Annotated in this window: 28 protein-coding genes and 1 pseudogene; 6 read left to right on the forward strand and 23 right to left on the reverse strand. The window is 68.9% G+C overall.

Going from position 1 to position 24287, the window contains the following annotated elements; all coding sequences use genetic code 11:
- Window positions 1–68 precede the first annotated feature (68 nt).
- Window positions 69–809, forward strand: coding sequence for a DUF1134 domain-containing protein (locus FPZ24_RS15320; protein WP_146573425.1), 741 nt, complete (start codon window positions 69–71; stop codon window positions 807–809).
- A gap of 169 nt (window positions 810–978) precedes the next feature.
- Here the strand turns inward: FPZ24_RS15320 and pyrC are convergent, their stop codons facing one another.
- The gene (pyrC, locus tag FPZ24_RS15325; protein WP_146573427.1) at window positions 979–2004 is read right to left on the reverse strand and encodes a dihydroorotase; all 1026 of its coding nucleotides are present in this window, start codon (window positions 2002–2004) and stop codon (window positions 979–981) included.
- 172 nt (window positions 2005–2176) lie between these two features.
- On the opposite strand from pyrC, the gene ygfZ reads away from it, so the two are divergent.
- Both ygfZ and FPZ24_RS15335 read left to right on the forward strand, forming a co-directional pair.
- Window positions 2177–2887, forward strand: a complete 711-nt coding sequence (gene ygfZ, locus FPZ24_RS15330; RefSeq protein WP_146573429.1) for a CAF17-like 4Fe-4S cluster assembly/insertion protein YgfZ — start codon at window positions 2177–2179, stop codon at window positions 2885–2887.
- A 17-nt stretch (window positions 2888–2904) separates the two neighbouring features.
- Window positions 2905–3423: an AAA family ATPase gene (locus FPZ24_RS15335; protein WP_146574616.1), complete on the forward strand. Its 519-nt coding sequence runs from the start codon at window positions 2905–2907 to the stop codon at window positions 3421–3423.
- Here the strand turns inward: FPZ24_RS15335 and FPZ24_RS15340 are convergent.
- The 16 genes from FPZ24_RS15340 to FPZ24_RS15415 form a co-directional block, all read right to left on the reverse strand.
- Window positions 3402–4703, reverse strand: a complete 1302-nt coding sequence (locus FPZ24_RS15340) for a UDP-glucose dehydrogenase family protein (protein ID WP_146573431.1) — start codon at window positions 4701–4703, stop codon at window positions 3402–3404. The genes FPZ24_RS15335 and FPZ24_RS15340 overlap by 22 nt on opposite strands.
- A gap of 368 nt (window positions 4704–5071) precedes the next feature.
- Window positions 5072–6220 carry an OmpA family protein gene (locus FPZ24_RS15345; protein ID WP_146573433.1) on the reverse strand — a complete coding sequence of 383 codons (1149 nt, stop codon included), beginning with the start codon at window positions 6218–6220 and terminating at the stop codon, window positions 5072–5074.
- Window positions 6221–6355: 135 nt separating this feature from the next.
- The gene (locus FPZ24_RS15350; protein WP_146573435.1) at window positions 6356–6859 is read right to left on the reverse strand and encodes a DUF2793 domain-containing protein; all 504 of its coding nucleotides are present in this window, start codon (window positions 6857–6859) and stop codon (window positions 6356–6358) included.
- Between the two features lie 16 nt (window positions 6860–6875).
- The gene (locus FPZ24_RS15355) at window positions 6876–9026 is read right to left on the reverse strand and encodes a phage tail protein (protein WP_146573437.1); all 2151 of its coding nucleotides are present in this window, start codon (window positions 9024–9026) and stop codon (window positions 6876–6878) included.
- Window positions 9027–9401: a C40 family peptidase gene (locus FPZ24_RS15360; RefSeq protein WP_146573439.1), complete on the reverse strand. Its 375-nt coding sequence runs from the start codon at window positions 9399–9401 to the stop codon at window positions 9027–9029. It abuts the gene before it with no gap.
- The gene (locus tag FPZ24_RS15365) at window positions 9398–10192 is read right to left on the reverse strand and encodes a DUF2163 domain-containing protein (RefSeq protein WP_146573441.1); all 795 of its coding nucleotides are present in this window, start codon (window positions 10190–10192) and stop codon (window positions 9398–9400) included. The genes FPZ24_RS15360 and FPZ24_RS15365 overlap by 4 nt, the downstream gene beginning before the upstream one ends.
- A gap of 80 nt (window positions 10193–10272) precedes the next feature.
- On the reverse strand, window positions 10273–12489 hold the full coding sequence (locus FPZ24_RS15370; RefSeq protein ID WP_146573444.1) for a DUF2460 domain-containing protein: 2217 nt from the start codon (window positions 12487–12489) through the stop codon (window positions 10273–10275).
- A gap of 3 nt (window positions 12490–12492) precedes the next feature.
- On the reverse strand, window positions 12493–13047 hold the full coding sequence (locus FPZ24_RS15375; RefSeq protein ID WP_146573446.1) for a tail tape measure protein: 555 nt from the start codon (window positions 13045–13047) through the stop codon (window positions 12493–12495).
- A complete protein-coding gene (locus tag FPZ24_RS17675) occupies window positions 13040–13174 on the reverse strand; it encodes a phage tail assembly chaperone (protein WP_338061661.1) in 135 nt (44 codons plus the stop codon). Before FPZ24_RS17675 ends, FPZ24_RS15375 begins: the two co-directional genes overlap by 8 nt.
- 169 nt (window positions 13175–13343) lie before the next feature.
- The gene (locus FPZ24_RS15385; RefSeq protein ID WP_146574618.1) at window positions 13344–13688 is read right to left on the reverse strand and encodes a gene transfer agent family protein; all 345 of its coding nucleotides are present in this window, start codon (window positions 13686–13688) and stop codon (window positions 13344–13346) included.
- Window positions 13689–13759: 71 nt separating this feature from the next.
- Window positions 13760–14167 (reverse strand): phage major tail protein, TP901-1 family, encoded by a 408-nt coding sequence (locus FPZ24_RS15390; RefSeq protein WP_146573450.1) that lies wholly within the window; start codon window positions 14165–14167, stop codon window positions 13760–13762.
- 41 nt (window positions 14168–14208) lie between these two features.
- Window positions 14209–14598 carry a tail completion protein gp17 gene (gp17, locus tag FPZ24_RS15395; RefSeq protein WP_146573452.1) on the reverse strand — a complete coding sequence of 130 codons (390 nt, stop codon included), beginning with the start codon at window positions 14596–14598 and terminating at the stop codon, window positions 14209–14211.
- The gene (locus FPZ24_RS15400) at window positions 14595–14789 is read right to left on the reverse strand and encodes a hypothetical protein (RefSeq protein WP_146573454.1); all 195 of its coding nucleotides are present in this window, start codon (window positions 14787–14789) and stop codon (window positions 14595–14597) included. The genes gp17 and FPZ24_RS15400 overlap by 4 nt, the downstream gene beginning before the upstream one ends.
- Window positions 14786–15352 carry a head-tail connector protein gene (locus tag FPZ24_RS15405; protein ID WP_146573456.1) on the reverse strand — a complete coding sequence of 189 codons (567 nt, stop codon included), beginning with the start codon at window positions 15350–15352 and terminating at the stop codon, window positions 14786–14788. The genes FPZ24_RS15400 and FPZ24_RS15405 overlap by 4 nt, the downstream gene beginning before the upstream one ends.
- Window positions 15353–15506: 154 nt before the next feature.
- Window positions 15507–15773, reverse strand: coding sequence for a spike base protein, RCAP_Rcc01079 family (locus FPZ24_RS15410; protein WP_146573458.1), 267 nt, complete (start codon window positions 15771–15773; stop codon window positions 15507–15509).
- Between the two features lie 227 nt (window positions 15774–16000).
- Window positions 16001–17050 carry a phage major capsid protein gene (locus FPZ24_RS15415; protein WP_146573460.1) on the reverse strand — a complete coding sequence of 350 codons (1050 nt, stop codon included), beginning with the start codon at window positions 17048–17050 and terminating at the stop codon, window positions 16001–16003.
- A 194-nt stretch (window positions 17051–17244) separates the two neighbouring features.
- Here FPZ24_RS15415 and FPZ24_RS15420 point away from each other — a divergent pair, with 194 nt between their 5' ends.
- Window positions 17245–17703, forward strand: coding sequence for a hypothetical protein (locus tag FPZ24_RS15420; protein WP_146573462.1), 459 nt, complete (start codon window positions 17245–17247; stop codon window positions 17701–17703).
- Here FPZ24_RS15420 and FPZ24_RS17680 read toward each other — a convergent pair.
- The 5 genes and pseudogenes from FPZ24_RS17680 to FPZ24_RS15440 form a co-directional block, all read right to left on the reverse strand.
- The gene (locus FPZ24_RS17680) at window positions 17650–18069 is read right to left on the reverse strand and encodes an HK97 family phage prohead protease (protein WP_240047512.1); all 420 of its coding nucleotides are present in this window, start codon (window positions 18067–18069) and stop codon (window positions 17650–17652) included. The two genes, FPZ24_RS15420 and FPZ24_RS17680, sit on opposite strands and share 54 nt — an antisense overlap.
- Window positions 18066–18369, reverse strand: a pseudogene (locus tag FPZ24_RS17685) (DUF6127 family protein). The gene FPZ24_RS17680 and the pseudogene FPZ24_RS17685 overlap by 4 nt, the downstream one beginning before the upstream one ends.
- The gene (locus FPZ24_RS15430) at window positions 18366–19451 is read right to left on the reverse strand and encodes a phage portal protein (protein ID WP_146573466.1); all 1086 of its coding nucleotides are present in this window, start codon (window positions 19449–19451) and stop codon (window positions 18366–18368) included. The pseudogene FPZ24_RS17685 and the gene FPZ24_RS15430 overlap by 4 nt, the downstream one beginning before the upstream one ends.
- A 172-nt stretch (window positions 19452–19623) precedes the next feature.
- Complete coding sequence (locus FPZ24_RS15435) at window positions 19624–20958, reverse strand: DNA-packaging protein (protein ID WP_146573468.1); 1335 nt, start codon at window positions 20956–20958, stop codon at window positions 19624–19626.
- Entirely contained in the window at window positions 20945–21442 is a 498-nt protein-coding gene (locus FPZ24_RS15440) for a hypothetical protein (RefSeq protein WP_146573470.1), read from the reverse strand. The genes FPZ24_RS15435 and FPZ24_RS15440 overlap by 14 nt, the downstream gene beginning before the upstream one ends.
- A gap of 224 nt (window positions 21443–21666) precedes the next feature.
- Here FPZ24_RS15440 and FPZ24_RS15445 point away from each other — a divergent pair, with 224 nt between their 5' ends.
- Entirely contained in the window at window positions 21667–22260 is a 594-nt protein-coding gene (locus FPZ24_RS15445) for a DUF4142 domain-containing protein (RefSeq protein WP_146573473.1), read from the forward strand.
- A 350-nt stretch (window positions 22261–22610) separates the two neighbouring features.
- Window positions 22611–23780, forward strand: coding sequence for a serine hydrolase domain-containing protein (locus FPZ24_RS15450; RefSeq protein ID WP_338061681.1), 1170 nt, complete (start codon window positions 22611–22613; stop codon window positions 23778–23780).
- Between the two features lie 12 nt (window positions 23781–23792).
- Here the strand turns inward: FPZ24_RS15450 and FPZ24_RS15455 are convergent, their stop codons facing one another.
- Window positions 23793–24236, reverse strand: coding sequence for a nuclear transport factor 2 family protein (locus FPZ24_RS15455; protein ID WP_146573478.1), 444 nt, complete (start codon window positions 24234–24236; stop codon window positions 23793–23795).
- Between the last annotated feature and the right edge of the window lie 51 nt (window positions 24237–24287).

The following is a 24287-nucleotide window of genomic DNA, read 5'->3' on the forward strand; positions in this document are numbered from 1 at the left end:
TTATTCATTGCCGGGCAATCCGCCAGGCGCTTAGCTCCGCATTCAGTATCGGGTGGGGAGTGCGGCACATGCGCCGGTTGATGACGATAATCGCGTTGGCGTGTGCGGCGCTGACCGGGCCGGTGGCGGCGCAGGTGACCACGATCGATCCCAATGCGGCGATCGACGGCGATCTCAAGAATCCGCGTCCCGCGCCCGCGCCGAGCTATGCGTCGCCGCCGCCGCTCGCCGCGGACGAGCGCCCCGCGCCGCAGGATGCTCCACCCCCGCCGCAGGATCAGACCGCGACCGTCGCGCCGCCCGACGTGCCGGCGACCACCGGCCCGACCTATGACAAGGGCGACGTGCTGAGCGCGGCGGAAGGCGTGTTCGGCAAGGGCGCCAAGGGCCTGGCCGACATCATCGAGAAGATCCTGGCCAAGCAGGGCCGGCCCAACGCCTATATCGCCGGCAAGGAAGCGTCGGGCGCGTTCGTCGTCGGCGCGCGCTACGGCTCGGGCATCCTGAGCCATGCGGTCGCGGGTCAGCAGAAGATCTATTGGCGGGGGCCCTCGGTCGGGTTCGACGTCGGCGGCGACGCGACCAAGGTCTTCGTCCTGGTCTACAACCTCTACGACACCGAGGACGCGTTCAACAAACAGTTCATCGGCGGCGAGGGTCGGCTGTACTTCGTCGGCGGTTTTTCGGCGACGTACATCCGCCGCGGCGACATCGTGATGATCCCCGTCCGCCTCGGCGTCGGCTGGCGCGCGGGGATCAATGCCGGGTATGTGAAGTTCCGGCACAAGGGCAGCTGGGTACCGTTCTGACCGAATGCGGCCTGCCGTACGCTACGGCAGGACTCGCATCGGTCCGGCCGGCGGAGCGTAGCTCCGTCCGACGACGCGGCTTCGCCGCGGCGGGCCGCGTTTCTTGAAGGGCAGAAGCGGGACCCCGGATCAAGTCCGGGGTGACGAGGGAAGTGGAGGCTAGCTCAACCTAACCCGCAACTCTCCATCCCAGCGTCTGCCCGGCATGGAACGGCACGACGTCGCCCAGGCGATCCGGCACGGTGACGGGCGCGCGTTCCAGCGTCACCGTCCCCTCGTTCAACGGCAGCCCGTAGAATCGTGGCCCATGCTCGCTCGCGAATCCCTCGAACCGATCGAGCGCGCCCTCCTCATCGAACACCGCGACATAGCTTTCCAGCGCGAACGGCGCGTTGAAGATGCCGGCGCACCCGCAATCCATTTCCTTGCGACCGATCGCGTGCGGCGCACTATCGGTGCCGAGGAAGAACTTCGGCGACCCCGACACCGCCGCCGCGCGCACCGCGAGGCGATGCCGCTCGCGCTTGACCACCGGCAGGCAGTAAGCGTGCGGGCGGAGACCGCCGTCGAACAAGGCGTTGCGGTTGAGGTGGAGGTGCTGCGGCGTGATCGTCGCAGCCACGGTCGGCCCGGCGTCGCGAACGAAGTCGGCGGCATCGGCAGTGGTGATGTGTTCGAGCACGATCTTGAGCGCGGGGAAATCGCGCACCAGCCCGATCAGCGTGCGCTCGATGAACACCGCCTCGCGGTCGAACACGTCGATCTCGCGGTCGGTCACCTCGCCATGGATCAGGAGCGGCATCCCCGCCGCCTGCATCGCGTCGAACACGGGGGCCAGCGCGGCGATGTCGGTGACGCCGTGCGCGGAGTTGGTCGTCGCGTGCGCGGGGTAGAGCTTGCACGCCGCGAATACGCCCTCGCGGTAGCCGCGCACGATCTCGTCGGCGTCGGCATCGTCGGTCAGGTAGCACGTCATCAGGGGGGTGAAGCCGCTGTCCGCGGGCAGCGCCGCGAAAATGCGGTCGCGATACGCCGCCGCCCCCGCGATGCTCGTCACCGGCGGGGTGAGGTTGGGCATGACGATCGCGCGCGCGAACTGCCGCGCGGTGTATGATGCAACCGCCGCCAGCATCTCGCCGTCGCGCAGGTGGACGTGCCAGTCGTCGGGGCGGCGGATGGTGAGGGTGTCGGTCATGGCGCTATCCGGTAATGCGCATGGCGATCCTTCGCCAGCCCCCTGCAACCAGTGCTCCTGCGAAGGCAGGAGCCTAGGGTTGTGCAGTCCTTCATCATCCTGGGCTCCTGCTTTCGCAGGAGCACATAAACGCGACGGTTGGAATCACAACGGACGCGCTTAGGTTGGGAGGATGAGCGAAGGAACCACTCTCACCGACCGCGCGCTGATCCGGGTCGCGGGCGACGACGTGCGCGGTTTCCTGCAGGGGCTGGTCACGCAGGATGTGCTCACGCTCGACGCATCGGCGCCGCGCTGGTCGGGGTTGCTGACACCGCAGGGCAAGGCGTTGTTCGATTTCCTGCTCTGGGCCGACGGCGACGCCGTGCTGATCGATGGCGAGGCGGCCGAGGCGGCCGGCCTGGTGCGACGGCTGTCGATGTACCGCCTGCGCCGCCCCATCACGATCGAGCGCGTCGCGGGTGCGGTGCATTGGGCGAAGGATCACGACCTCGGCGTTCCCGACCCGCGGCTCCCGGCGCTCGGCAAGAGGTGGCTGGGCAGCGCGGCCGAGCCCGCGACGGGCTGGCTCGCGCACCGTCTGTCGCTCGGCGTGACCGAGGGCGTCGCCGAGCTCGGCCAGGACAAGACGCTGTGGCTGGAGGCCAATGCCGCGGAATTGAACGGCGTCAGCTTCGCCAAGGGCTGTTACGTCGGGCAGGAGAATACCGCGCGCATGCACTACCGCGCCAAGGTCAACCGCCGCCTGGTCGTCGCCCCGCTGGCGCCCGCCGGCGACCGTACGCGCGCGGTGTATCCCGATCTCGACCTGATGGTCGAACTGCGCAGGGTAGAGGCGCTGGGCGATGCGGTCGTGCCGGACTGGCTGGCCGCCGCGCTGTGAGCAGCGATTGCTTAGTGATGATTTCCGGCTGTTCGGGCGGGGGCAAATCGACATTGCTCGAAGAGCTCGCGCGGCGCGGCCATGCGGTGGTGCGCGAGCCCGGACGGCGGATCATCGCCGATGTCCGCGCTGGTAGAGGCGGCGCGCTGCCGTGGGCCGATCCAGCGGGATTCGCGCGGCATGCGGTCGCGATGTCGGTAGCGGATCACGAGGCCGCGCAAGGCCTGACCTTCTTCGATCGCGGCGTGGTCGATGCGGCGGTGGCGCTCGAGGCAACGGCAGGCGAGCCGGCAGCGTCGCTCGTCGCCCGCTATCGCTACGACCATCTGTTTCTCGCGCCGCCTTGGCCCGAAATCTACGAGAACGACGCCGATCGTCGCCACAGCCTCGACAAGGCGCTGGCGGACCATGATCGCGTCGCTGCCGCCTACCGGGACGCCGGCTATGACGCTGTCATCCTGCCGCGCGACACCGTTGCCGCGCGCGCCGATTTCGTGCTGGAAACCCTAGCCCGTCAGCGCCCGACCGACGAATAGGCGAACCCCGCCTTGGCGACGTCGTCGGCGCGATAGACGTTGCGCAGATCGACCATCACCTTGCCCTTCATGACCTCTGCGAGCCGCTTCAGATCGAGCGCACGGAACGTGTCCCATTCGGTCACGATCGCGACGGCATCGGCACCGGTCGCCGCTTCGTAGGCGCCGGTGCAATAGGTGACGTCGGGCATCATCGCCTTGGCGGCGTCCATGCCCTCTGGGTCGTACGCGCGCACCGTTGCGCCGGCGTCGAGCAGGCTCTGCACGATCGCGAGACTCGGCGCGTCGCGCATGTCGTCCGTGTTGGGCTTGAAGGTCAGGCCGAGCACCGCGACGGTCTTGCCCTTCGCGTCGTCGTCGAGCGCCTTGATGATCTTGCGCCCCATCGCGCGCTTTCGGTGATCGTTGACCTGCACGACCGCCTCGACGATCCGCGTCGGCGTGCCGAAATCCTCGGCGGTCTTGAGCAGTGCCAACGTATCCTTCGGGAAGCACGACCCGCCATAGCCGGGGCCGGCGTGGAGGAATTTCTTGCCGATGCGGTTGTCGAGCCCGATCCCGCGCGACACGTCCTGGACGTTCGCGCCGACCGCCTCGCACAGATCGGCGATCTCGTTGATGAAGGTGATCTTGGTCGCGAGGAACGCGTTCGCGGCGTATTTGATCAGTTCCGACGTGCGCCGGCCAACGAACAGGATCGGCGATTCGTTGAGATAGAGCGGGCGATACACGTCGCGCATCACCGCCCGGGCACGCTCGTCGTCGGTGCCGATGACGATGCGATCGGGGCGCTTGAAGTCGCCGATCGCGGCGCCTTCGCGCAGGAATTCGGGGTTGGAGACGACCGCGACATCGACGTCGGGACGTTCCTCGCGCAGGATTTCTTCGACCTTGTCGCCAGTGCCGACCGGGACGGTCGATTTGGTGACGACGACCGTCGGACCGGTCACCGCCGCGGCGATTTCCTTCGTCGCCTCGAACACATAGGTCAGATCGGCATGGCCGTCGCCGCGCCGCGAGGGCGTACCCACCGCGATGAACACGGCGTCCGCCCCGGCGACGGCGACCGCGAGGTCGGTGGTGAAGGTCAACCGGCCGGCCTTGACGTTGGTCTCGACGAGCTGGTCGAGGCCGGGCTCGTAGATCGGCATACGGCCAGCATGCAGCGCCTCGATCTTGGACGCGTCCTTGTCGACGCAGATCACGTCGTGACCGAAATCGGAGAAGCAGGCGCCAGACACCAGGCCGACATAGCCCGAGCCGATCATCGTAATTCGCATGGATAGCCTCAACAGGTGCGGACAGGGACATCCGGCTAGCCGCCAGATCGTGTTGCGGTCCCTCTATCGCAAGTGGGCGATTTTGCCAGTGCGAACGATGTTAATCTGGGGCGGGAGTGCGGCGACGTTTAGGCCGCGACTCTCGGCCAGGAGGGGCTTGGTGTTAGCGAACGCTGTCTGCCGGCAACAACGCGGTACCCGAGCCCGCCGCGGCAAGGCCGCGTCGTCAGTCGTCGCTGCGCGACGCTGGCCGTGCGTGTTGCCCGGCGCGAAGCATCGGACGTGGATTAGCGGACGCCAATCCACTGCAACGCGCAAGAAAAAGGGGGCCGGTTTCCCGACCCCCCAATTCATTCGTCTGGAAAGACTTACTGACCCGAACCCGGACCGTAAGTGATTTCCACGCGACGGTTCTGAACCTCGCGGACGCCATCGGCGGTCTCGACGCGCGGACGGCTTTCGCCGAACGCCTGCTCGGTGACCACCGAGTCCGGGATCGAGTGCGCAACCATGTACGCCTTCACCGCGTCGGCGCGACGCTGCGAAAGGCCCACATTGTACTGCGCCGAACCCGAACGGTCGGCGTGACCGGCCAGCATGACCTGCGCGTTGCCGCAGTTGGCATACTGAGCGATCGCGTTGTCGAGGATCGACGCCGCTTCCGGCGTGATGTCCGACTTGTCCCACTCGAAGAACACGATGAACGGGCCAGGCGAGCAGACCACGGTCGGCGCGGGCGGCGGTGCGGGCGGCTCGGCCGGCGGCGGTGCCGGCGGCTCGACGACCGGAGCCGGCGGCGGCGCCGGCGGTTCGCCGAAGTTGAACGTCACGCCACCGAGGATGCTGTGCGACCGGAAACGGCCTTCCAGCGTACGGCCGGTAACATCGACCAGCTTGACGTTCTGCGCGTTGAAGAAGCGATACTTCAGCGTCGCATCGATGTTGCTGGTCAGCGGCGCACGGATACCGGCGATCGCCTGCCAGGCGAACACGGTGTCCGAATCGTCGAGGAAGCTGCCGCCGCTGCTGAGCGCATACTTCTCGGCCTTGACGCGCGCGACACCGACACCGCCGCCGACGAAGCCCTGCAGGCCGTCGTCGTCACCGAAGTCGAGCATGCCGTTGAGCATGAAGCTGAGCGCAGTCGTCTTGCCGCCCGGACCCGCGTATCGACCCGGTGCCGCGCCACCAGCGCTAGCCGCTCCATTCGGAGAGAAGGCGGGAGTCCGCAGCGTCGAACGCCAAACATCGAGGTTCGCGCCCTTATACGAAACTTCGGCTTCGATCCGGAACATGCCGAAATCGTACCCGACGTTGCCGCCGACGTCGTAACCGTAGTCACTATCGGCCTGAGCGGCGTCCTTGGTCTTGGTAGCACCGCTGGTGATGTCGAAGTGAATGTCTTCGACAATCATCGCGCCGCCTTCGACGCCAACATACCACGCCTTGTCACGCGCTAGCGCGGGCGTCGCAAGTGCGGTTGAAGCGAGCGCCACGGCAATGGCTAGCTTGCGCATCTGTATCCCCTTTCACAATGTCACTACGGACAGCGCAAACTCACTAGCCAATGGATAGTTTCCGCGCAAGCGAAACAAACCGGGTAAGCTGTGGCGTGGACGCAACACTTTTTCGCGCTTTTCCGCCGCTTTGGATCATGTCGCGATCAATCCATGCGCCCGCAATGCGGCGAGGATCGCGGTCAGCGCCGCGCGGGATTCCGCGTCGATCACCGCCCCGCCCGAGGGTGCCGCGATCGCCGATTGCCGAGGGCCGACGACGCGGTTGCCGCCGACGACGAGATGCGCGCAGGGGTCCTCGCCAAGCACCCAGCTGCCACCGGAGAACCGAGCCGTCAGCCCATCCGTGGTCACCCACGCCGCCATCCCCTCGACCGGCGCGACGAACCGCCAGCCACCACTGGTCCAGCCGGCCAGATGAAACGCTTTCCCTGCCCAGGCACCCGTCGGCGCGGCACCGACGATCCAGGATTGGCCCGAATCGGGCGCGGTCGGCGGGGTGTCGAGCCCGATCGCCTCGGCCGTGGGCTGGATCAACAGGTCCAGCGCGGTCAGCGCCTCGTTATGGCTCATCTCTTTTTGCGCTTGTCCGGGCTGGAGCAACGGGAAGGAGAAGCGGTCGGTCTGTGTATCGCTCATGGAAGACTGCTTTCGATCAAAGGAGGATGATACGCGCCGGCGGCGATTCGCCGAACGTGCCGATCTGGCGGATCTCGACGATCGTGCCGCTGACGGCCTCGCCGGGATCGAGCGGGCACAGTCGGTCGCCGGTCGTTACGCCGCGGCCGGCCGCGACGAGCGGCGCGATCGTCACGCGATAGGCTTCGGTTTCTTCGGCGAGCGGTACGTCGCCGCCGTCGATCCAGCGGAACCCGGCGCGGCTTCGGCGCACCCAGGTCACGGTCGGCACACCCGCGACAAGCATCACGCGTACTTGGGCGGGGCTCGGCGGGCGCACCGACGCGCCGCCTATCACGCAATCCGTTTCGACCGGACCGCCGCCGTCGCCGATCCCGCTCGCCAGCACACGCACGGTCGATCCGATCGCCGCGACCGGCAGGTCGATGCCGGCGACGGCATCCGGCGCAAGTAATACGAAGCGGTCGCCGATCACCTGGGTCCCCGCCGCCGCCTCAGTCCCGCGCCGACCGCGCCACAAATGCGACAGCCGCCAACGCGCCGCCCCAAGCTGTTCGGCGCGACCGAACTGGAGCAATTCGTCGCCGACCAGCGCAAGATTGCCGCCCCGGTCGAGCGCGGCGTCGTCGGCGCCGCTCAGCATCATGTCGGGCCGCGCCAGATCGACGACCGCATCGTTGACGAGATCGACCAGCGTCGCCGGCGCGGCCGCGAGGACGCTGACCAGCGAGCCGATGATAGCGGGCGCCGCGGTCTCGCCACCGTCGCGCCAGCTTGCCCCGTCGTCTAGGCTGTACAGCAACGCCGCGCGCCGCCAGCCCGCGCCGGTTCCGTTCGCCATCACCGACAGCCGCGGCGCGATAAGCGGCGAATCGCCGAGCGACGGCAGTTCGGCGACGTGCAGGATCGTCGTGCCGGCCACGCGATCCGGCGCGGGCAAAGCGCGGCCTGGCGACGCCCCGGAGATCGGACTCGCCGGCGTCACGCGCACGCAGGTCAGCGTCGTCACCATGGCTTCGAGCGCCGCCTCGGTCACGCGCCATTGCCCGCTCTCGCCAGTGATCGCGACGAGGGCGCCTGGCGCGATCCCCGCAGCGTCGGCGGGCAAGGCCACCGTGCGCGTCTCGCGCTCGGTCTCGGCGCGCCGCATCAGCGTCTCGGCCAGCGCCTTCGCCGCGGCGGCCCCCAACGCCGCGGGCAGATCGACCCGATCGTCGCGCGTCCCCGCCCCCGGCCGCCGCGCGTGCTGCACCCCGGTCTGATAGTCGCGCGCGGGATCGTAATAAGCGAGGCTGAGCGTCTTCGGCGCTCGCTCGATCGCCGCGATCGTCCGCCGCGTCGCTTTCTCGCTCGACGCCGCGAAGCCGCCATCGGTAACCGTCGCGACCGGGCTGGCGGCGTCGGTCATCGTCAACGCGCCCGCGTCAGCGGCGAACCGCGCACCGCTCGCGCTCGCCAGCATCTCCACCACCGCGCGCGCCGATCCGCCATAGGCCGAAAAGCCGTCGAGCGTCGCAGTCGTCCCCCCATCGACGATGGCGCCGCCGGCCACCTCGGCCGCGATCCTGGCGACATTCACCGGCCCAGCATCGGCGATCAGTTCGAAAGTGAGCGACGGGATGCGATTGCCGAAATCGCCGAGCGGCATGTTCTCGAACACCGCATAGGCCGCGCCGCGATGCGCCGGGGTCACGCCTGCGCCCTCGATCGAGGCGATCAGCGGATCGGCCGTCTGATCCTCGCCGCCGAGATGCAGCCGGAATCCGGTCGCGACCTTGAAGTCCCCTGCACTTCCCCGCAGCAGATTGCCGTCCGCCCAGATCCGTCCGACGCCCTGCACCGCCCGCCCCGACAGCAGCACCGCGAACGACGCCGAATAGCTGTAGGTGGTGGTCGTCGGCTGGCCCTTGTGATGGCTCGTCGCGCGGCTCTCGATCAGATCGGTCGACCAGATCACGCAGCCGGCGACGCGCATCGTCCCGATCACGCGTGGGATCTGGCTGTCGTAGCTCGACGTCTGGAGCTTGAGGTCGGTCAGTCGCGGGCCTTCGCGCCCCTTGGGCTTGAAGATTTCGCCGTCGATGCGCTGGCCGACCAGCGCGCCGATCGCGCCGCCGATCGGCCCGCCGATCGCCGTGCCGACCGCGGTCAGGATCAAGGTCGCCATTCAATCCTCCCGAATCCAGCTGGCCAGGATCGGCCAAGGCAAGGGCGCGGCGCGCTCGACGACGCGGCGTGCGACGGCGTCGGCGTGGATCACGCCCTCGCCGGTCGAAATGCCGAGATGCAGCTGCCCCGGCCCCGGCGCGATCAGCACGATCGCGCCCGGCCCCGCACCGCGAACGAAGCCGAGCGCCGCCAATTCGCGGACGATCCGCTCGGTCGGCGACGACCGGATCGCATAGCCGGTCGGTGCCGGCGCATTCCACGCCCAGGCCACCAGCCCGACGCAATCCATCCCCCGCAGATCGCGCCCGTGCAGCCGAAACGGCGTCCCCAACCCCTCGCGCGCTCGCGTGAGCGCGCGTGAAGAAGGCGTCACGCCCCCGGATACCGCGTCAGCAGATCGATCCCCGGCAGATAGGGTTCGCCGCGAAAATTGGCCGCGTTGGCGAAGCGCGCGGCGCAAGTCGCCAGGCTCTTGTCACAGCCTTCGATGAGTTCCACCAGCGCGCCGACCGCATCGAACCTGGGTGGCGCTCGCAGAGTCAGCGTCGCCCCACTCGATACCGCGATCGCGCTCTCCAGCCCCGAATTGCCCCCGCCGAACCACCGCAGCAGGCCGTTGCCATAGGCATTTGCCGACGGCTCCGCGGCATCGACCGTCAGCATCGTATCCGCCACCGCCGTCACCCGCGCGAACCGCCGCCGCCCCGCCATCGCCACGCGGCATCGCGCGTCGCCCAACTCGGCCCGGCATTCGGGCGAGGTCGCCTCGCACACCGGCCGATCGAGCAGCGCGCCGATTCCGGCGAGTTCGGCGGTAAAGGACCCATCACGCAGTTCGACCTGCCCGATCCGCCCCTCGCCCAGCTCGGCGATCACCGCGCCCGTATCCCAATCGACCGCGCGCACCACGACGCGCGCGCCGTCCCAGCGGCCCGCGATCAGGTCGCGCTCGGCGATCGCCGCGCCACCCAGCGCGCCGCTCACGTCCATCGTGTCGGCGTCGAGATCGGCCGAGCGCCGGATCGCCGACGGCGTCATCCCCGGCGCGGCGCGATAGGCGAATCCGTCGATCGTCAGGTTGCGATCGTGGCTGGTGAGCCCGATCGCGATCCCGTCGCGCCGCTCGATCCGCCAGGTCAGCGCGATGGTGGAGAGGGTGTCCATTAGATATTACCCCGTCACCCCAGCGAAAGCTGGGGTCTTAGGCCGCATGAGACCCCAGCTTTCGCTGGGGTGACGAAGCGTCACGCCTCGCGCACCTCGACCAGCGGCACGCTCGGGGCGGCGCCGGCGAGGAAGGTGGAAAGCGAAACGGTCAGCCGGTCCTCGGCGAACCGCACCGGCACGTCGTAGGTAAAGCTCGCGGTCACCGCCGCTCCGGCTGCGGGTGCGGTGTCGAGTTCGACCCACCCGCCGTCCGCGATACCGAAAGCGGCGGTCGCGACGCCGGCGACCTTGACCGATACGCTGCCCGCGACCGGCCGCGTGATGCGCCGAGTGCTGCCGCCATAATGCCGGACCAGCGCGAACCGCGTTACGACGCCGTCGCCGATGCCCAGCGCTTCATCGATCCCCGCCGAATCGAACGGATCGCGCAGGCGGAACCCGCGCGCCGGCCCCAGTCGCGCGCGAAAGAAGGCGAGCAACGTCGCGATATCCGCGGCCGATCGCACCCCCGGCCCCACATCGTAGCTCGTCCGCGCTTCCGCCCAGCTCGCGGTGCGCGCTTCGTGACCGCCGGCGCTGGTCGCGATCGCGGTCGAGAACCCAGGGCTCACCTCGGCCTCGCGACCCAAAGCGAGCGGGAACAGCACGTCGTCGAACGCCTGCACGTCATTCTCCTGTTGTTCGAAATAGACCAGCCCGTCGCGCATCACTTGGGGCAACGCCCAAACGAAGGTGCGCGCGGCCGCGCTCGCTTCGGCCGCCGTGACGATCCTCACCCAATCGCCGGGGGCGGTCGCAAAACCGCTCAGGTAATGCTGATCGGTCAGCGCATAGCCGAGCCTGGCCCCGGCCGCCGCGCGCGCCTCCGCCGACAGCCGCGTCGCGCCCCCGGTGACCCACTCGTAATCCTCGAGCTGGAGCACGTCGAACGCCCCGGCCCAGCCGAGCGGCAAGTTCATCCGCCGCACATCTGGCGCGCGCGGATCGAGCGCGCCGGGCAGATACGCTAGCACATGGCTGACGTCGCACCCGCTCGCCGCGACCAGCGCCGCGGTCGAGGCGGCGAGGCTTGCGCCTGCCGCATCGAGCGTCGCTTTCTGCCCTGCACTCAAGCTGCCCCGCACGCTCGGCACCGCGACCGGCGCGAACGCCGCCACCGCCGCATCGTCGTAGATGTACGGCCGCCCGCCGCCATCCACCCACCACCATGGTTCGCCGACCTGAAATCGTTTCACCAATCCGGCCTCTTCGGCCACGCCCATGAACGCCGCCGCAATGCCTTGGAGGTACGCCATCGCCCCGCCATGCGCCGGCGACAGCAGCGCCGAGGGCGGCGTGTAGCTGGTTTGCGCGGGCGAGCCGTCGGCGGCGCGCTGCTTCCATGCCGACGGACAATGCTGGTCGAGCAATTCGTAGCTCAGCGACCAGATAAGATCGTACCCCAGCGCCTTCGCCCGCAGTGCAAAATCGCGGTGCCACGCCGCGGCCGCAACATTGATCCCACCGCTCGCCAGCCCGCCGTCGAGCCGGAAATAATGGCTCATCCCGACATAATGATTGATCGCCCCGCGATAGCCGAGCTGCAGCGCGTTCCGCAGCACCCGCGCGGGCGTCAGATTGTAGCAATCGTCATATCCCGTCGCGATGCTCAGCCCGTGCTCGGGCACCACCACGTCGCCGATCGCGAGCACCGATCCCGATCCTTCGCAGGCGATGCCGCTCATCTCCGCCCAGCCCTCGGCCGGCGCGGACAGATCGCCGCTCGCACCCGTATATCCCGGCGCGGTCAGCGATATGAACATCCGGTCGACGTCCCCCGCCCACACCGGATCGGCCTCGCCGGGCAACAGGAACCCGCCGTCGAGCGCCGCGAAATCGATCGCGATTGCGGCATCCTCGGGGCCGCCGCTCGCATAGTTCCACAACCGTACGTACCAGGTGCGCGGATCGCCCGCCGCATCCCGCCCCTCGATCGTCAAGGTCGGGCCGTTGACCACGTCGAGCGGCGTCACCCCCGACGACCGCCAGCGAAATCGCAACCGGCACGCGCGGAAGTCGCGCGCCGTCGCATAACGCAACAGCGAATGGTCGATCGCATCCTCGGCATGCCAGATCAGTCCGGCCAGATCGTCGGAACGATAGAAAACCGCGTCGACCCGCAGCGCATCGGGCGCGGTCGCGGTCACCGCCGCCATCATGGGTCGCGGGAAATCGACCGTCCAATAAACCGGATCGAACCGCGTGACGACGCCGCCGGTCTGCACGGTCCGCTCGGTCGCGAGCCAATAGGGCATGTCCTACGCTCCCTCCAACGCCGCCCGGATCGCGCGCGCGACCTGGCGGCTCGATCGCTGCAGCGCTTGCGGGGCCTCGCCGGCCGCGGCGTTGACGGTGATCGCCACGCGTACCTCGCGCGACGGCGCCACCGTCCCCGCCTCGACCCGCCCAGTGGCGGTCGGCACGAACAGTTCCGGCCCGCGCTCGCCGACCCAATAGGGCCGCCCCGGCGACACCGGCCCGCCGGTCGCGCGGCCAGGGGATCCCGCGAGCAACCCCGCCAGCAGCGCCCCCAACCCGCCGCCCGATCCGCCGCCGACCGCCTGCACCCCGCCACGCAGCGCAGCGGTCGCGATCGCGCTCGTCACCGACAGGATCGTCGCCTTCAACTCCTCGAACCCGAACTTGCCGGTCCGGACCGCGCGCAGCAGCGATCCTTCGATCGCGCGCCCCGCCCGCTCGGCACCCGCCGCCAGCGGCCCGTCCAACTCGCCGCGCATCGCCGCGACGTCGCGCGCGAACCCGGCGGTGTCGGCGCGCACGCCGATCACCAGCCGTTCGATTTCCTCATCCATCGGGAAACATCTCCATCAGGCCGGCAAGGTCGACCGGCGCGGGCCGCTCGCCGGCCGCCGCATCGACCAACGCCGCGAGTTCCGCCGGCGTCGCCGCCCAGAACGTGTCGGGGGTCCACCCGAACAACAGGCCCGTAAGCCCGGCGAGAGTGGCTGCCGCACGTGCAAACTCCTCCCCTGGAAGGGGAGGGGGACCATCCGCAGGATGGTGGAGGGGTAGCGCGCCACAGTTCATAACGCTTGGGGAGACTACCCCTCCACCGCTTCGCGGTCCCCCTCCCCGTCCCGGGGAGGATTTATCGCCCACCCAAAATCTGCCCGAGCAGCACGCGCAGCGCCGGCGTCGCCTTGGCGAGACCGCCGGCCGCGACGCCCTCGCCGAACGCTTCGCGCGTCAGCCCCTCCGGCCGCGCGGCCAGGCAATGCCAGAATAACGCGACGAGCTCGCCGATCCCTAGCGCGCCGCTCGCGGCACGCTCGACCAAGGCAAACAACGGCCCCAGTTCCTGCTCCGCCGCGACCAGCGCCGCGAAACTCGGCCGCAGCACCAGATCGGCCCCGCCGACCCGTACCGCCGCCTCGCCACGCGCGGGGTTGGCTGGACGGGAGGATGCAAGCTTCCCGTGCTCCTGCGAAGGCAGGAGCCCAGGGTTGCCAGACCCTCCGCTATCCTGGGCTCCTGCCTTCGCAGGAGCACTGGTTGGATTGGCCCTCACGCCGACACCACCGCGCCCGAGCTTTCGAGGCTCAGCGTGTAGCTACGCTCGCCGTTGAAATCCCCGGCATAATCGAGACGCGTGACCAGGAACTTGCCGGTCATCGTGTCGCCGCTCTCGAAGCTCAGCCGATAATCGTCGAGTGCGCCCGACAGCGCGCTGCCCTTGATCCGCGTTTCCGCCGCCGAGCCGGTGAATACCCCCGCCCCCGACACGCTGACCGACCGCACGCCCGCGCCCGACAGCAAGTCGCGCCATCCACCCGAATCCTTGCTGGTGATCGCGACGAGCTCACCATTGATGCTGAGCTGCGTCGTGCGCAGTCCCGCAACGGTCGCATAGACCACCGGCGTTGCGCCGTTGCCGACCTTCAACAAGAAGGCCGATCCTTTTTCCGCTGGCATGATTGTCCTTTCAGATTTCTCGCTTCCGTTGGGAGAGGCAGTTAGGTCGCCAATAATTTGATCTGGTACTCGACGCTTGCCGACCATTCCCCAGGCCGGTCGCCAGTCACCCGCGCCCGCACGAATGCCAGGCTCGCGATCCGCCAGCCGCTCAGGTCGCGCGGTACCGCTTCGACCGCGCCGCCCGCCGCGGCCGCCAGCGCATGGGTGCGCGCGGGCCGATCGGCGCGGTCGCGGACGGTCAGCGCCAGGCGCACCTCACGGCCGGATTTGTCCTTGGTGCTCCAGTCGGCGGCGATCAGCGGACCGAGTTCGACCCACGGCGCCGAGGCCTTGACCGGCGGTCCGTCGAACACGCCGTTGAGCTGGTCGCCGAGTGCCGCCGCGAGCGCCACCAGCACCGCTTCGGCCAGCACGCTTTCCGCACTCATCGCAGCACGCTCCCGATCCAGACGAGCCGCAAATCGTCGAGCACGCCGCGCCCCGTCACGATCACGCTGTCGCCGTCGATCTCCGCGCGCAGATCGGGCAAATCGGCGGTCAGCGCCGCCGCGAGCCGAGTCAGCGCGCGTTGCTGCGCGCGATCGGCGGCCAGGATCGCCCGCGCCTCCAACCGCGTCATGCGTGCACCGCCCGATCGAGCGCGACGCGACGAAACGGCCGCCACAAAGCTGTTACCGCGGCCGGCGGCGGCTCGCTGGCATCGCGCTCCGAATATAGATGCGCGGCGAGCAGGACGACGCCTTGCCGCACCGGCGCGGGGATCAGCGACCAGGTGGCGATCCAGCCGGCCTGATAGACGATCTCGATCGTGTCGAGCGGATCGCCGGCCACGCGCACCCAGCCGTTCGCTTCGGCGTCGAGGTCGATCGCATAATCATCGACCGCGAGCGGCGTCACGGTATCGCCGTCGACGCCCGCCACGCTGGTGATCGCCATCACCGGCATCGCGCCGAGCGGTTGCCAGCATCGACTGCCGGGGACGCGCTCGGTCACCGCGCGCAGGATCAGCACGCGGCCGAGGAATTGCTCGGCGAGCCCCAGCGCGGTCTCGGCGAACGCGGCGATCAGCGCGTCGTCGTCGGCGACGGCAACGCGCAGCGCCGCCTTGACCTCCGCCACCGCCGCCGCGCGATCCGCCGTCCCGAGCGACATCTCGCCCGGGCCGTTGGTTGTGAATGTCATGATTCGAATCCTTCAATCCTCCCCATTCATGGGGAGGGGGACCGCCGACCGCAGGTCGGTGGTGGAGGGGGCTCTCCGCAATGGTGGTCGTTGATGGAGAGCCCCCTCCACCACGCTGCGCGTGGTCCCCCTCCCCGTCCCGGGGAGGATCGAGCTAATACAGCGCCAGGATGTCCGCGGCCGTGGTGCCGGTCGCGCGGACATATTGTGCGCGGAACGGCAGGATCGCGCCCGCGGGCACGTTCTTCCACAACTGGTCGGCGGCACCGTCGACGCCGCGCATCGCGACGTTGCCGGCGGTGCCGACGTACAGCGCCTTGGGGATGTCGCTCAGCGGATTGGTGTCGTGCGGCGCGACGGCGAGCGCGCGACGCGCGGGCGCGGACACTTCGTCGGCGAGGGATGAGAAGGGGTCGGTCATATTGTCTCCATTCCCCTCCCTGAAAGGGAGGGGTTAGGGGTGGGTGGACGTATCGCGGTACGGCGACGATGAGTGGGTCGGCTGGCGTCTCGCCAAGCCTCGACCCACCCCTGGCCCCTCCCTTCCAGGGAGGGGAGCAAAAGGCGGCAAGCCCGTCGGACGAGGACGCTACGCGCCCTCGCCGCCCGGCCTTGCCGAGTCCTGATGTTGCTCGCGCAAAATCAGGCTCAGCTGGCGGCGAACTTCAGCACCTTGATCGCTTCCGAATTGCTCACGCACCCGCCGACGCGCTTGGTCGCGTAGAAGTGCACGAACGGCTTGTTGCTGTATGGATCGCGCAGGATCGACGTCTCGGTGCGCTCGGCGATCAGGTAGCCGGCCTTGAAGTTGCCGAACGCGATCGACAGCGAGTTGGCCGCCACGTCGGGCATGTCCTCCGCCTCGACCACCGGATAGCCGAGTAGGGTATCGGGCACGCCCATCTGCAGCCCCGGCTGCCACAGGAATGCGCCGTCGCTGGTCTTGAACTTGCGGATCCGCGCCGCGGTCGACGAATTCATCACCCACACCGCCCCCTGGCGGTAGGGGCTGCGCAAGGTCGCGACGAAATCGATCAGCCGGTCCTGCGGGTTGCTGCCGAAATCGCCCGCTGCGCCCGACGGCACGTATTGCAGCTGGCCGAACGTCCGCGTCGCGTCGTTGGCGGTGGACAAAGTCGCGGCCAGGAACCCCTTAGGCCGGTTGGTGCCGTTGCCCGCGACGAACGCCGCGCCCTCGGCCCGTGCGAATTCGCTGGCGATTTCCTGCGCCAGCCACGCCTCGACGTCGAACGCCGCGTCGTCGAGCATCGCCTGGCTCGCCGCCGGATAGGCATAGAGCTCGCCGGTCGGCGGCACGATTTCGTGGAAGCTCGGCGTGTCGGTCTGGGTGCGCGCGCCCGTTTCCGCCGACCAGCCCGACGGCGTGCCGCCCGACGTCACCAGCTTGCGATAGCCGGCCGATCCGACCTTTACGACATTGGCGATCCCGCGGATCGGCGAGATGCTCGCCAGCGTGCGGTCGATCTCCGCATCGATCTCGCGCGGGATGGCGTAACCGCCGGTATCGTCGGCGGTCCCGGCCAGCGCCTTCATCTCGACAGTGGCGCCCGACCGCACATAGCTGGCAAAGCCGCCGCTCGGCGCACGGCCGCCCGCCAGCATCGGCCGCGCCACGACGGCGGGCATCTCGATTCCCTCGAACGACGCCTCGAGCGCGTCCGCTTTCACTTCGATCATGTGACTTTCTCCTGAAAATCCCTCTCCCGTCGGGAGAGGGAGGGAGCCCCGAAGGGGGCGGAAGGGTGAGGGCAGGTGTCTCGCCTGCCCTCACCTGCTAGCCGGCTGCGCCGGCGTCGCCGCCCTCTCCCACCGGGAGAGGGCTCAAAAATGTGGACCATTGCCCCCCGGCCGCGGCGCGGCGATAAGACGCCATGCGCGCGATCCCCTTGCTCCTCGCTCTCACCGCCCTCGCCGCCGCGGCACCCGCCCAGGCGGCATGCGTCTATCGCGGCACGGCCAACGCCAAGACCACGCTCGCGCAGGAATATCGCGACGCCACCTGGGTCGTGCTGGCCCGGGTCGAAGCCGTGCAGCCGCTACCGACCGGCGGTCGCGGCGCGGTCATCTATCGCCTGCGCACCGTGACGCCGTTCAAGGGCGTGCCGAGCGCCCATCCCCGCTTGTTCGCGTATAAGGACAGCGGCGGATTCTACCCGACCGTCGGCGCCGACTATCTGCTATTCCTCAACCCGCCACCGTCCGATTTGCCGCGCGCGTCGATGGGCGTGGTCGACATCAACTATGCCTGCGGCCAGTCGCGGCCGTGGCGCGCCGTGTCAGCCGCCGACCGCCAGCGCCTCGCCGCTGCTGCTGCCGCCAAGCGGCGGTGATGCCGCGACCGCATGCACCCGCGCGAGCGGCTGCATGGGGCGCGCGACCAGGCTGATCTCGACCAGGTCGAGGTCGGTGATGTCCCGCACCCGCCCGCGCGTCGCCGCGCGAACGCGATAGCCGAACGACAGGCCGTCGATCGTCCTCGCCGCAACCAGCGCCGCGAGCTTCGGATCGTCGACCGCCCCGATCACGCGCAGTCCGCGCGCGTCCTGCTCGACCAACTCGATCCGCCCGACCGGCGCCCCGCGATGCTGCCACAATAATGGCACCTCGGCCGGCACTCGGATCGCGCCGCCGCGCACGACGTCGCCGCCGCGATCGACCCGGTCGAACACCGCGGCGTACCCGGCGAAGCGCGTCACTTCACGTACCCCGCAAAACCCAGCCTTACCGCGATCCCGACCAGCACCAGCGCCAGCATCATCCGCGCCGCCCAGCCGATCAGCGCCTTCCACACCGATCGCTTCGCGTCGCGCCACGCGCCGAGCAGTTCGCGCAATTCGGCCATGTCCTTCTCCGCCGCCGCGTCGCCTCAAGCCGAGCCGCGCCAGCGCTCGGCTCGCGCCCAATTCCCCAGCTTCCTCGGCGATCGCGCGGAGCGTCGCGATGTCGGCGCCCTCGCTGCGGCCTTGCGCGAACAGGTGCGCCAAAACCTCGGTCATGCCAGCCCCACCATCGCGCGCTTCTCTTCGGGCGTCAGGAAATCCGCCGCGGTCACGCTCGCCCATAATGCCGCGCGATCATCGGCCAGCGCCGGCACGCGATCCAGATCCACCGACAGCGCCGCGTCGGCAAACCACCCCTTCAGCCCCTGCGCCAGTCCGCCCAGGATCATCCCCGCCAGCGGCAGCACCGCGAGCCGCCACAGCGCGCGATTGGCCTCGCGGTAATTGGCGTAGGTCGCATCGCCCGGCAGCCCGAGCAGCATCGGCGGCACTCCGAACGCCAGCGCGATCTCACGCGCCGCCGCCGCCTTCAACGCGACGAAATCCATGTCGGCGGGCGTCATCGACAGCGCCTGCCACGACAGGCCACCTTCCAGCAGCATCGGCCGCCCGGCGTTGCGCTCGCCCGAAAAGCTCGCTTCCAATTCGCGTTTGAGCCGCTCGAACTGCGCGGGCGCCAGCACCGACCCGTCCTTGGGATCGTAGACCAACGCCCCGGACGGCCGCGCGGCGTTGTCGAGCAGCGCCTTGTTCCACTGCGCCGCCGCATTGTGGATCGCGATGGCGCCCGACGCCGCGCCCAGGCAGCCGAGCCCGAGATGGTCGTCGATCGGGTTGAACGATTTGAGGTGAATCACATCCGGCCGCGGCCCGTCTGGCGAAAGCCGAGTCACGCGGTCGGCAACCTTGTAGCGATACGCAGCGGGCCAGCCGTTGGCGTCGGGCTCGACCGCCACGCGTTCGGGGCGCAGCGCGAACAACTCGCCCACCCCGCCCCGCCCGTCGTCGAGCACCTGAACGAACGCGTTTCCGTGCAGCAGCAACTGGGCCGCGACGGTCTCGAGCAATCGCGACGCAACCAACGCCGACAGGTCGGGCGTCGAGGCGGCGAGCGGCGCGTCGGCCACGCTTTCCGCGACCAGCTTCACCGCCCGTTGCGCGATGGCATTGTCGACGAACCCGGCGCGCACCTGCGCCTCGTAACTGCGCGGCCAGTCGCCCGTAGTCGCTGCCGCGCCGTAACGCGACAAAGGCGGCCGCGCCTCGTGGGCCACGGATTTGCGTCCGAAGAATTTCATGGAGCTTTCCTTTTTCAATCCTCCCCAAGCGCGCTTGGGGAGGGGGACCATCGCAACGCGATGGTGGAGGGGCCGCAGCCGCATCGCGGCGAGGATCGCGCCACGCTCGCTGCGCTCACGCCCCTCCACCGCCTTCGGCGGTCCCCCTCCCCGTCTGCGACGGGGGAGGAATTCACAACCGCCGTACCTTCGCTCTCCCGCGCCGGCCGATCATCAGTTCGGTCAGCGCCCACACCAGCGCATCCGCGCGGTCCGGCGATCGGCCCGGCCCGGCATAGCCGCCCGCCCGCAGCATCCCGCACAACTGGTCCTCCAGCGCGGGGAAGGCGCCCGCGTGCCGCACCTTGCCCTGCTCGTAGAGGAGCGAGACCGGCTCGGCCCGCGCGCTCTTGCCGCGGCTGGCATGGACCAGCCGGATCGGCAGCGTCACATCGGCGCCCGTCAGCACGTGGCGCACCATCTCGCCGCCCTGGTTCTTTTCGGCGATGACGCAGTCGGCCCCGGTCCGCTCGGCGCACGCCGCCACCGCCGCCGCCCAGCCCGCCGGGCTCGCGCCGGCGACGCTCGCATCCTCGATCACGTAACCGATCCCGTCCTCGCCCAGCCCGACCGCGACGATCCCGCATGCATCACCATCCGTCCCGGCCGGCGGATCGACCCCGACCACGATACGGGCCGGCGCCGGCACGTCGCCCGGCGCGATGCGGCATTCCTCGATCATCGCGCGCTGCCACAACGCGCCGTCGTGATCGTCGAGCAGCTCACCCTCCAGCTCCTGCCGCCCCAGCCGCGTGCCGCCGTAGTCGGCCTGCATCGCCGCCGCGAAACCTTCCGCGATATACGGATTCTCCCGCGTCGCGCCGCGCGTCTCGACGAAACCCGCCATCTTCATCACGCGATAGATCAGCGCGGTCGGTCGCGGCGTCGTCGTCACCAGCACGCGTGGGTCGTCGCCGAGCCGCAGCCCGAGCAACAGATTGTCCCACGCGCGGTCGCCGTCGCGCCATTTGCCGAGTTCGTCGCACCACGCGGCATGATGTTGCGCCCCGCGCAGCTTCTCGCCCGTCGTCGCCGAATAGATGTACGCGACCGCGCCGGAATCGAACCGCACCTCACCACGGTTGGCGCAGAACTTCGGCGTCTCGTCGTCGCGCTTCACGTTCAGCAAGCCGCTATCCCCTTCGATCATCACTCGCCGCGCCTCATCGACGGTGGCGGCGACCAGCGCGATACGCGCCGTCCGGTCGCGCCGCGCGATCTCGGTCACCCATTCCGCCCCGGCCCGCGTCTTGCCGAATCCACGCCCCGCGCGGATCAGCCACACGCGCCAGTCGCGCTCCGGCGCCGTCTGGCCGTCCATCGCCCAACCGCGCCAATCGGCGTCGAGGAACCGACGCTCGCGCACGTTGAGCGATCGGATCAACTGCAGGCGATAGATCGTCGGCAACATCGCCAACCGCACGACGATGTCCCGCGGATCGTGGTGTGAGGGACTACGCCTTGCCATCGGCCCTCAGCTTCTTTTCCAGCCGATCGAGCTTGTGCGCGATCGACGCGAACACATCCTCCGCATCGCGCATCGGCCGGACGCGCGTCTGGCCGTTGCGCCCCTCCGCCGATGCGCGGCATGCCTGCAGCACGCGAATGCGCATCGCGTCATCCATCGGTACGGGATCGATGCCGTCGCGCTCGGCCGTGGTCGGCGTCTCGCCGTCGCCGCGCCGTTCCAGCGCGCGCGACAGCAATTCGGCGCGCAGCCGTTCGGTCCCGATCTCCAGGGCTTCGTCCCAGGCTGCGGCGAATTCCGGATCGCGGCGCCGTAATCCTCGAGCGGCGCCGTCGCTCATCCCCGCCGCCCAGGCAGACGCGCGGATGTTGCAACTCGCCTCGAGATGATCGAGGAAGATCGTCCGCTTCTTCCTGGTCCAGCTATCCGGGCGGCGCGCGCGCAGTTGCGCGGCGCAACCATTCGTCCCGCCCAGCACGCTCATGGCTTTCTCCCGACAATAAAAAGGGCCGGAAGGCGTCACCGCCCCGGCCCGAATCGCAATTCTTCAACGTTCCTGATATGTACCCAAACAGCGTGACGCTGTCAAGCACTTTTATCCTATTTGGTTATCTGATCGGATTGAACTGATCCACAGCAGGCTGATTCTGCCGGAACGCGCCGCGGTTACGATGCGTTGGCCCCGCAACCCTCTGGAAAGGACCGCTCATGACCCCGCGTTCGCTGACGTTACTCGCCCCCCTCGCTTTGACCGCGGCGCTGGCCGCGTGCGGGTCGCGGTCCGATACGACCACAACCAACACGACCGTCACCGACGTGACCAACGACAGCGCGATGGCGTCCGGCGACAACACCACGATGGTCGCGACGCCGCCGACCGGCCAGCAATTCGCCGATATCGCGGCGAAGAGCGACGCGTTCGAGGTCGCCGCCGCCAAGCTCGCCCAGACCAATTCCACGTCCGACGACGTCAAGAGTTTCGCGACCAAGATGATCCTGGCGCACACCGAATCGACCGCGAAGATCAAGAAGGCCGCGGCCGCCGCCAGCCCCGCCATCACCCCCGACCCCGCGATGACCGCCGACCAGAAGGCGCAGCTCGACGAACTCGGCAAGCTGAAGGGCGCCGATTTCGACAAATCCTATATCGCCGGCCAGGTGACCGCGCACGACCAGGCGCTGGCGCTGATGCGTAACTATGCCGCGAGCGGCGACACGCCGAGCCTGAAGACTGCCGCGGGCGAGATCGTACCGGCGGTGCAGGATCACGTGGTGATGCTCCGCGCCTTGAGCATGAAATAGCGCCAGCTATTTCAGGATGATCTCAAGGCGCCGGCCGGCGGGTCGGCGAAGCCGAACCCGTCCGACGACGCGGCATTCACTGCCGCGTCGGGCCCTTCGCCCTAAAAAAGGTTGACCCCGCATCGCTGCCCCGCGACGAAACCCCCGAGTAGCCAGGGGAGTAGCGATGAAACAGTTCCGCTTGTTAGCCGCCACCGCGCTGTTGGGCGTCGTCGCCGCCGTCGCCACCGCGCACCCCGCACTTCCTTCGCCCGCCGCCGTCCGCACCGCCCCCCCGCGCCTTCCCCGCGCTCCAGGCGTTTGCCGACGCCGCGGTCCGCGATGGTAAGGTCCCCGGCATCGCCATCGCGATCGGGGTGGGCGACGCCCCGCCGAGCTGGATCCTCGCCGGCAAGACCGCGTTCGACGGGACCGCGGCGACCAGCCCCGATACGCTGTGGCGCATCTATTCGATGACCAAGCCGATCACGGGGATCGCCGCGATGATCCTGGTCGACGAAGGCAAGTTGAAGCTCGATCAGCCGGTCAGCGACTTCTTCCCCGAATTCGCGACCGCGCGCGTGCTGATCGATCCGACCAAAGGTACCGACACGCGTCCCGCCACGCGGACGATGACGATCCGCGACCTGATGACGCACACCTCGGGCCTCAACTACGCGATCCTCGCCGCGACTCCGGCGCAGAAGGAATTGCAGGCGCAGGGCGTGGTGCCGTTCCAGGCCAATCCGGTGCTGGAAGCGAAGATGCGCCCGTTGCGCCCCACGACCCTGATGGAATTCGCCGCGCGCGCCGGCCGCGCGCCGCTGGTCGCCGATCCGGAGACGGCGTGGAACTATTCGATGGGGCTCGACGTGCTGGGCGCGGTGATCGAGAAAGCGAGCGGCGTGCCGTTCGACCAGTTCGTCCAGCGCCGCATCCTCGATCCGCTCGGCATGACCTCGACCGAATGGCAGGTGAAGCCGTCGCAGGTCGGCCGCTTCGCCGCGAATTACGGCCAGCGCAGCCTGGTCGACATGGCCTGGCCGAACAGCAGCACGCCGGTCAACGACAAGCTCGTGCTGGTCGATAGCGCGGCGACGTCGGTCTATCTCACCGCGCCCAGCTTTCCCTATGGCGGCGCCGGGCTGGTCAGCACCGCGCGCGATTACGACCGGTTCCTGCACATGCTGCTCAACGACGGTCGGCTGGGCAGCAAGCGCATCCTGAGCGAAGCGACCGCGCGCCTCGCCAAGTCCAACCTGATGCCGCGCGGCGTGCTGATGAACGCGCCCGGCCCGATCGCGCCGGGCAAGCCGGTCGGATTCGGCGCCGGCGGACTCGTGACGCTGGAGGACGTCGACGCCTTCGGCCGCGGCAAGGGGACCTATGGCTGGGACGGCGCCGCCGGCACCCGCGCCTGGGTCGACCCCGTCCGCCACATCCGCGCCGTCATGATGATCAACCTGCTCGGCGCCGGCACCCTAGGCACCGATTTCGACAAGGCGGTGGCGAAGGATATGGGTTCGGCCGCGGGCAAGTAGCGTCGCCGCTCGTCAGGTCGCCGGGCGCCGTTCCACGTTAAACGACTTGTTCACGATCCGCCATTTGCCGTCGATTTTCAGCAGCGTCATGTAATCGACGAATTTCGCATCGGGATAGTCGAGGTCGATCCGCGCGATCGCGGCATCGCCGGCGATGTCGATCAAGCCGATGCTGCGCTTACGCTTGGCTTCGTCGTCGGCTGGTTTGCCGGTGAACCGGGATGCATATTCCTCGCTGGTCACCTGGGTCAGCTTGCCGTCGCGCATGAACAGCAACCGCGCTTCCGGCACGAAGGCCTGACGCATATAGTCGCCGCTGCCGCTCGCATGCCCTTGCAGATACAGATTGAGCGTCGCGCGAACATTGGCTTCCTCGGGATTCGGTGGAGGCGCCAGACCCAGCAACAGGAATGCTGCGCCGACAGTGATGACGACTCTTTCGATTGCGTAACGCATGCATCGATCTCCCACATATAGTACGTCTCATATCATAAACGGCCGTTGGCG

It is taken from the genome of Sphingomonas panacisoli (genome assembly GCF_007859635.1).
Taxonomy (GTDB): Bacteria; Pseudomonadota; Alphaproteobacteria; order Sphingomonadales; family Sphingomonadaceae; genus Sphingomonas; species Sphingomonas panacisoli.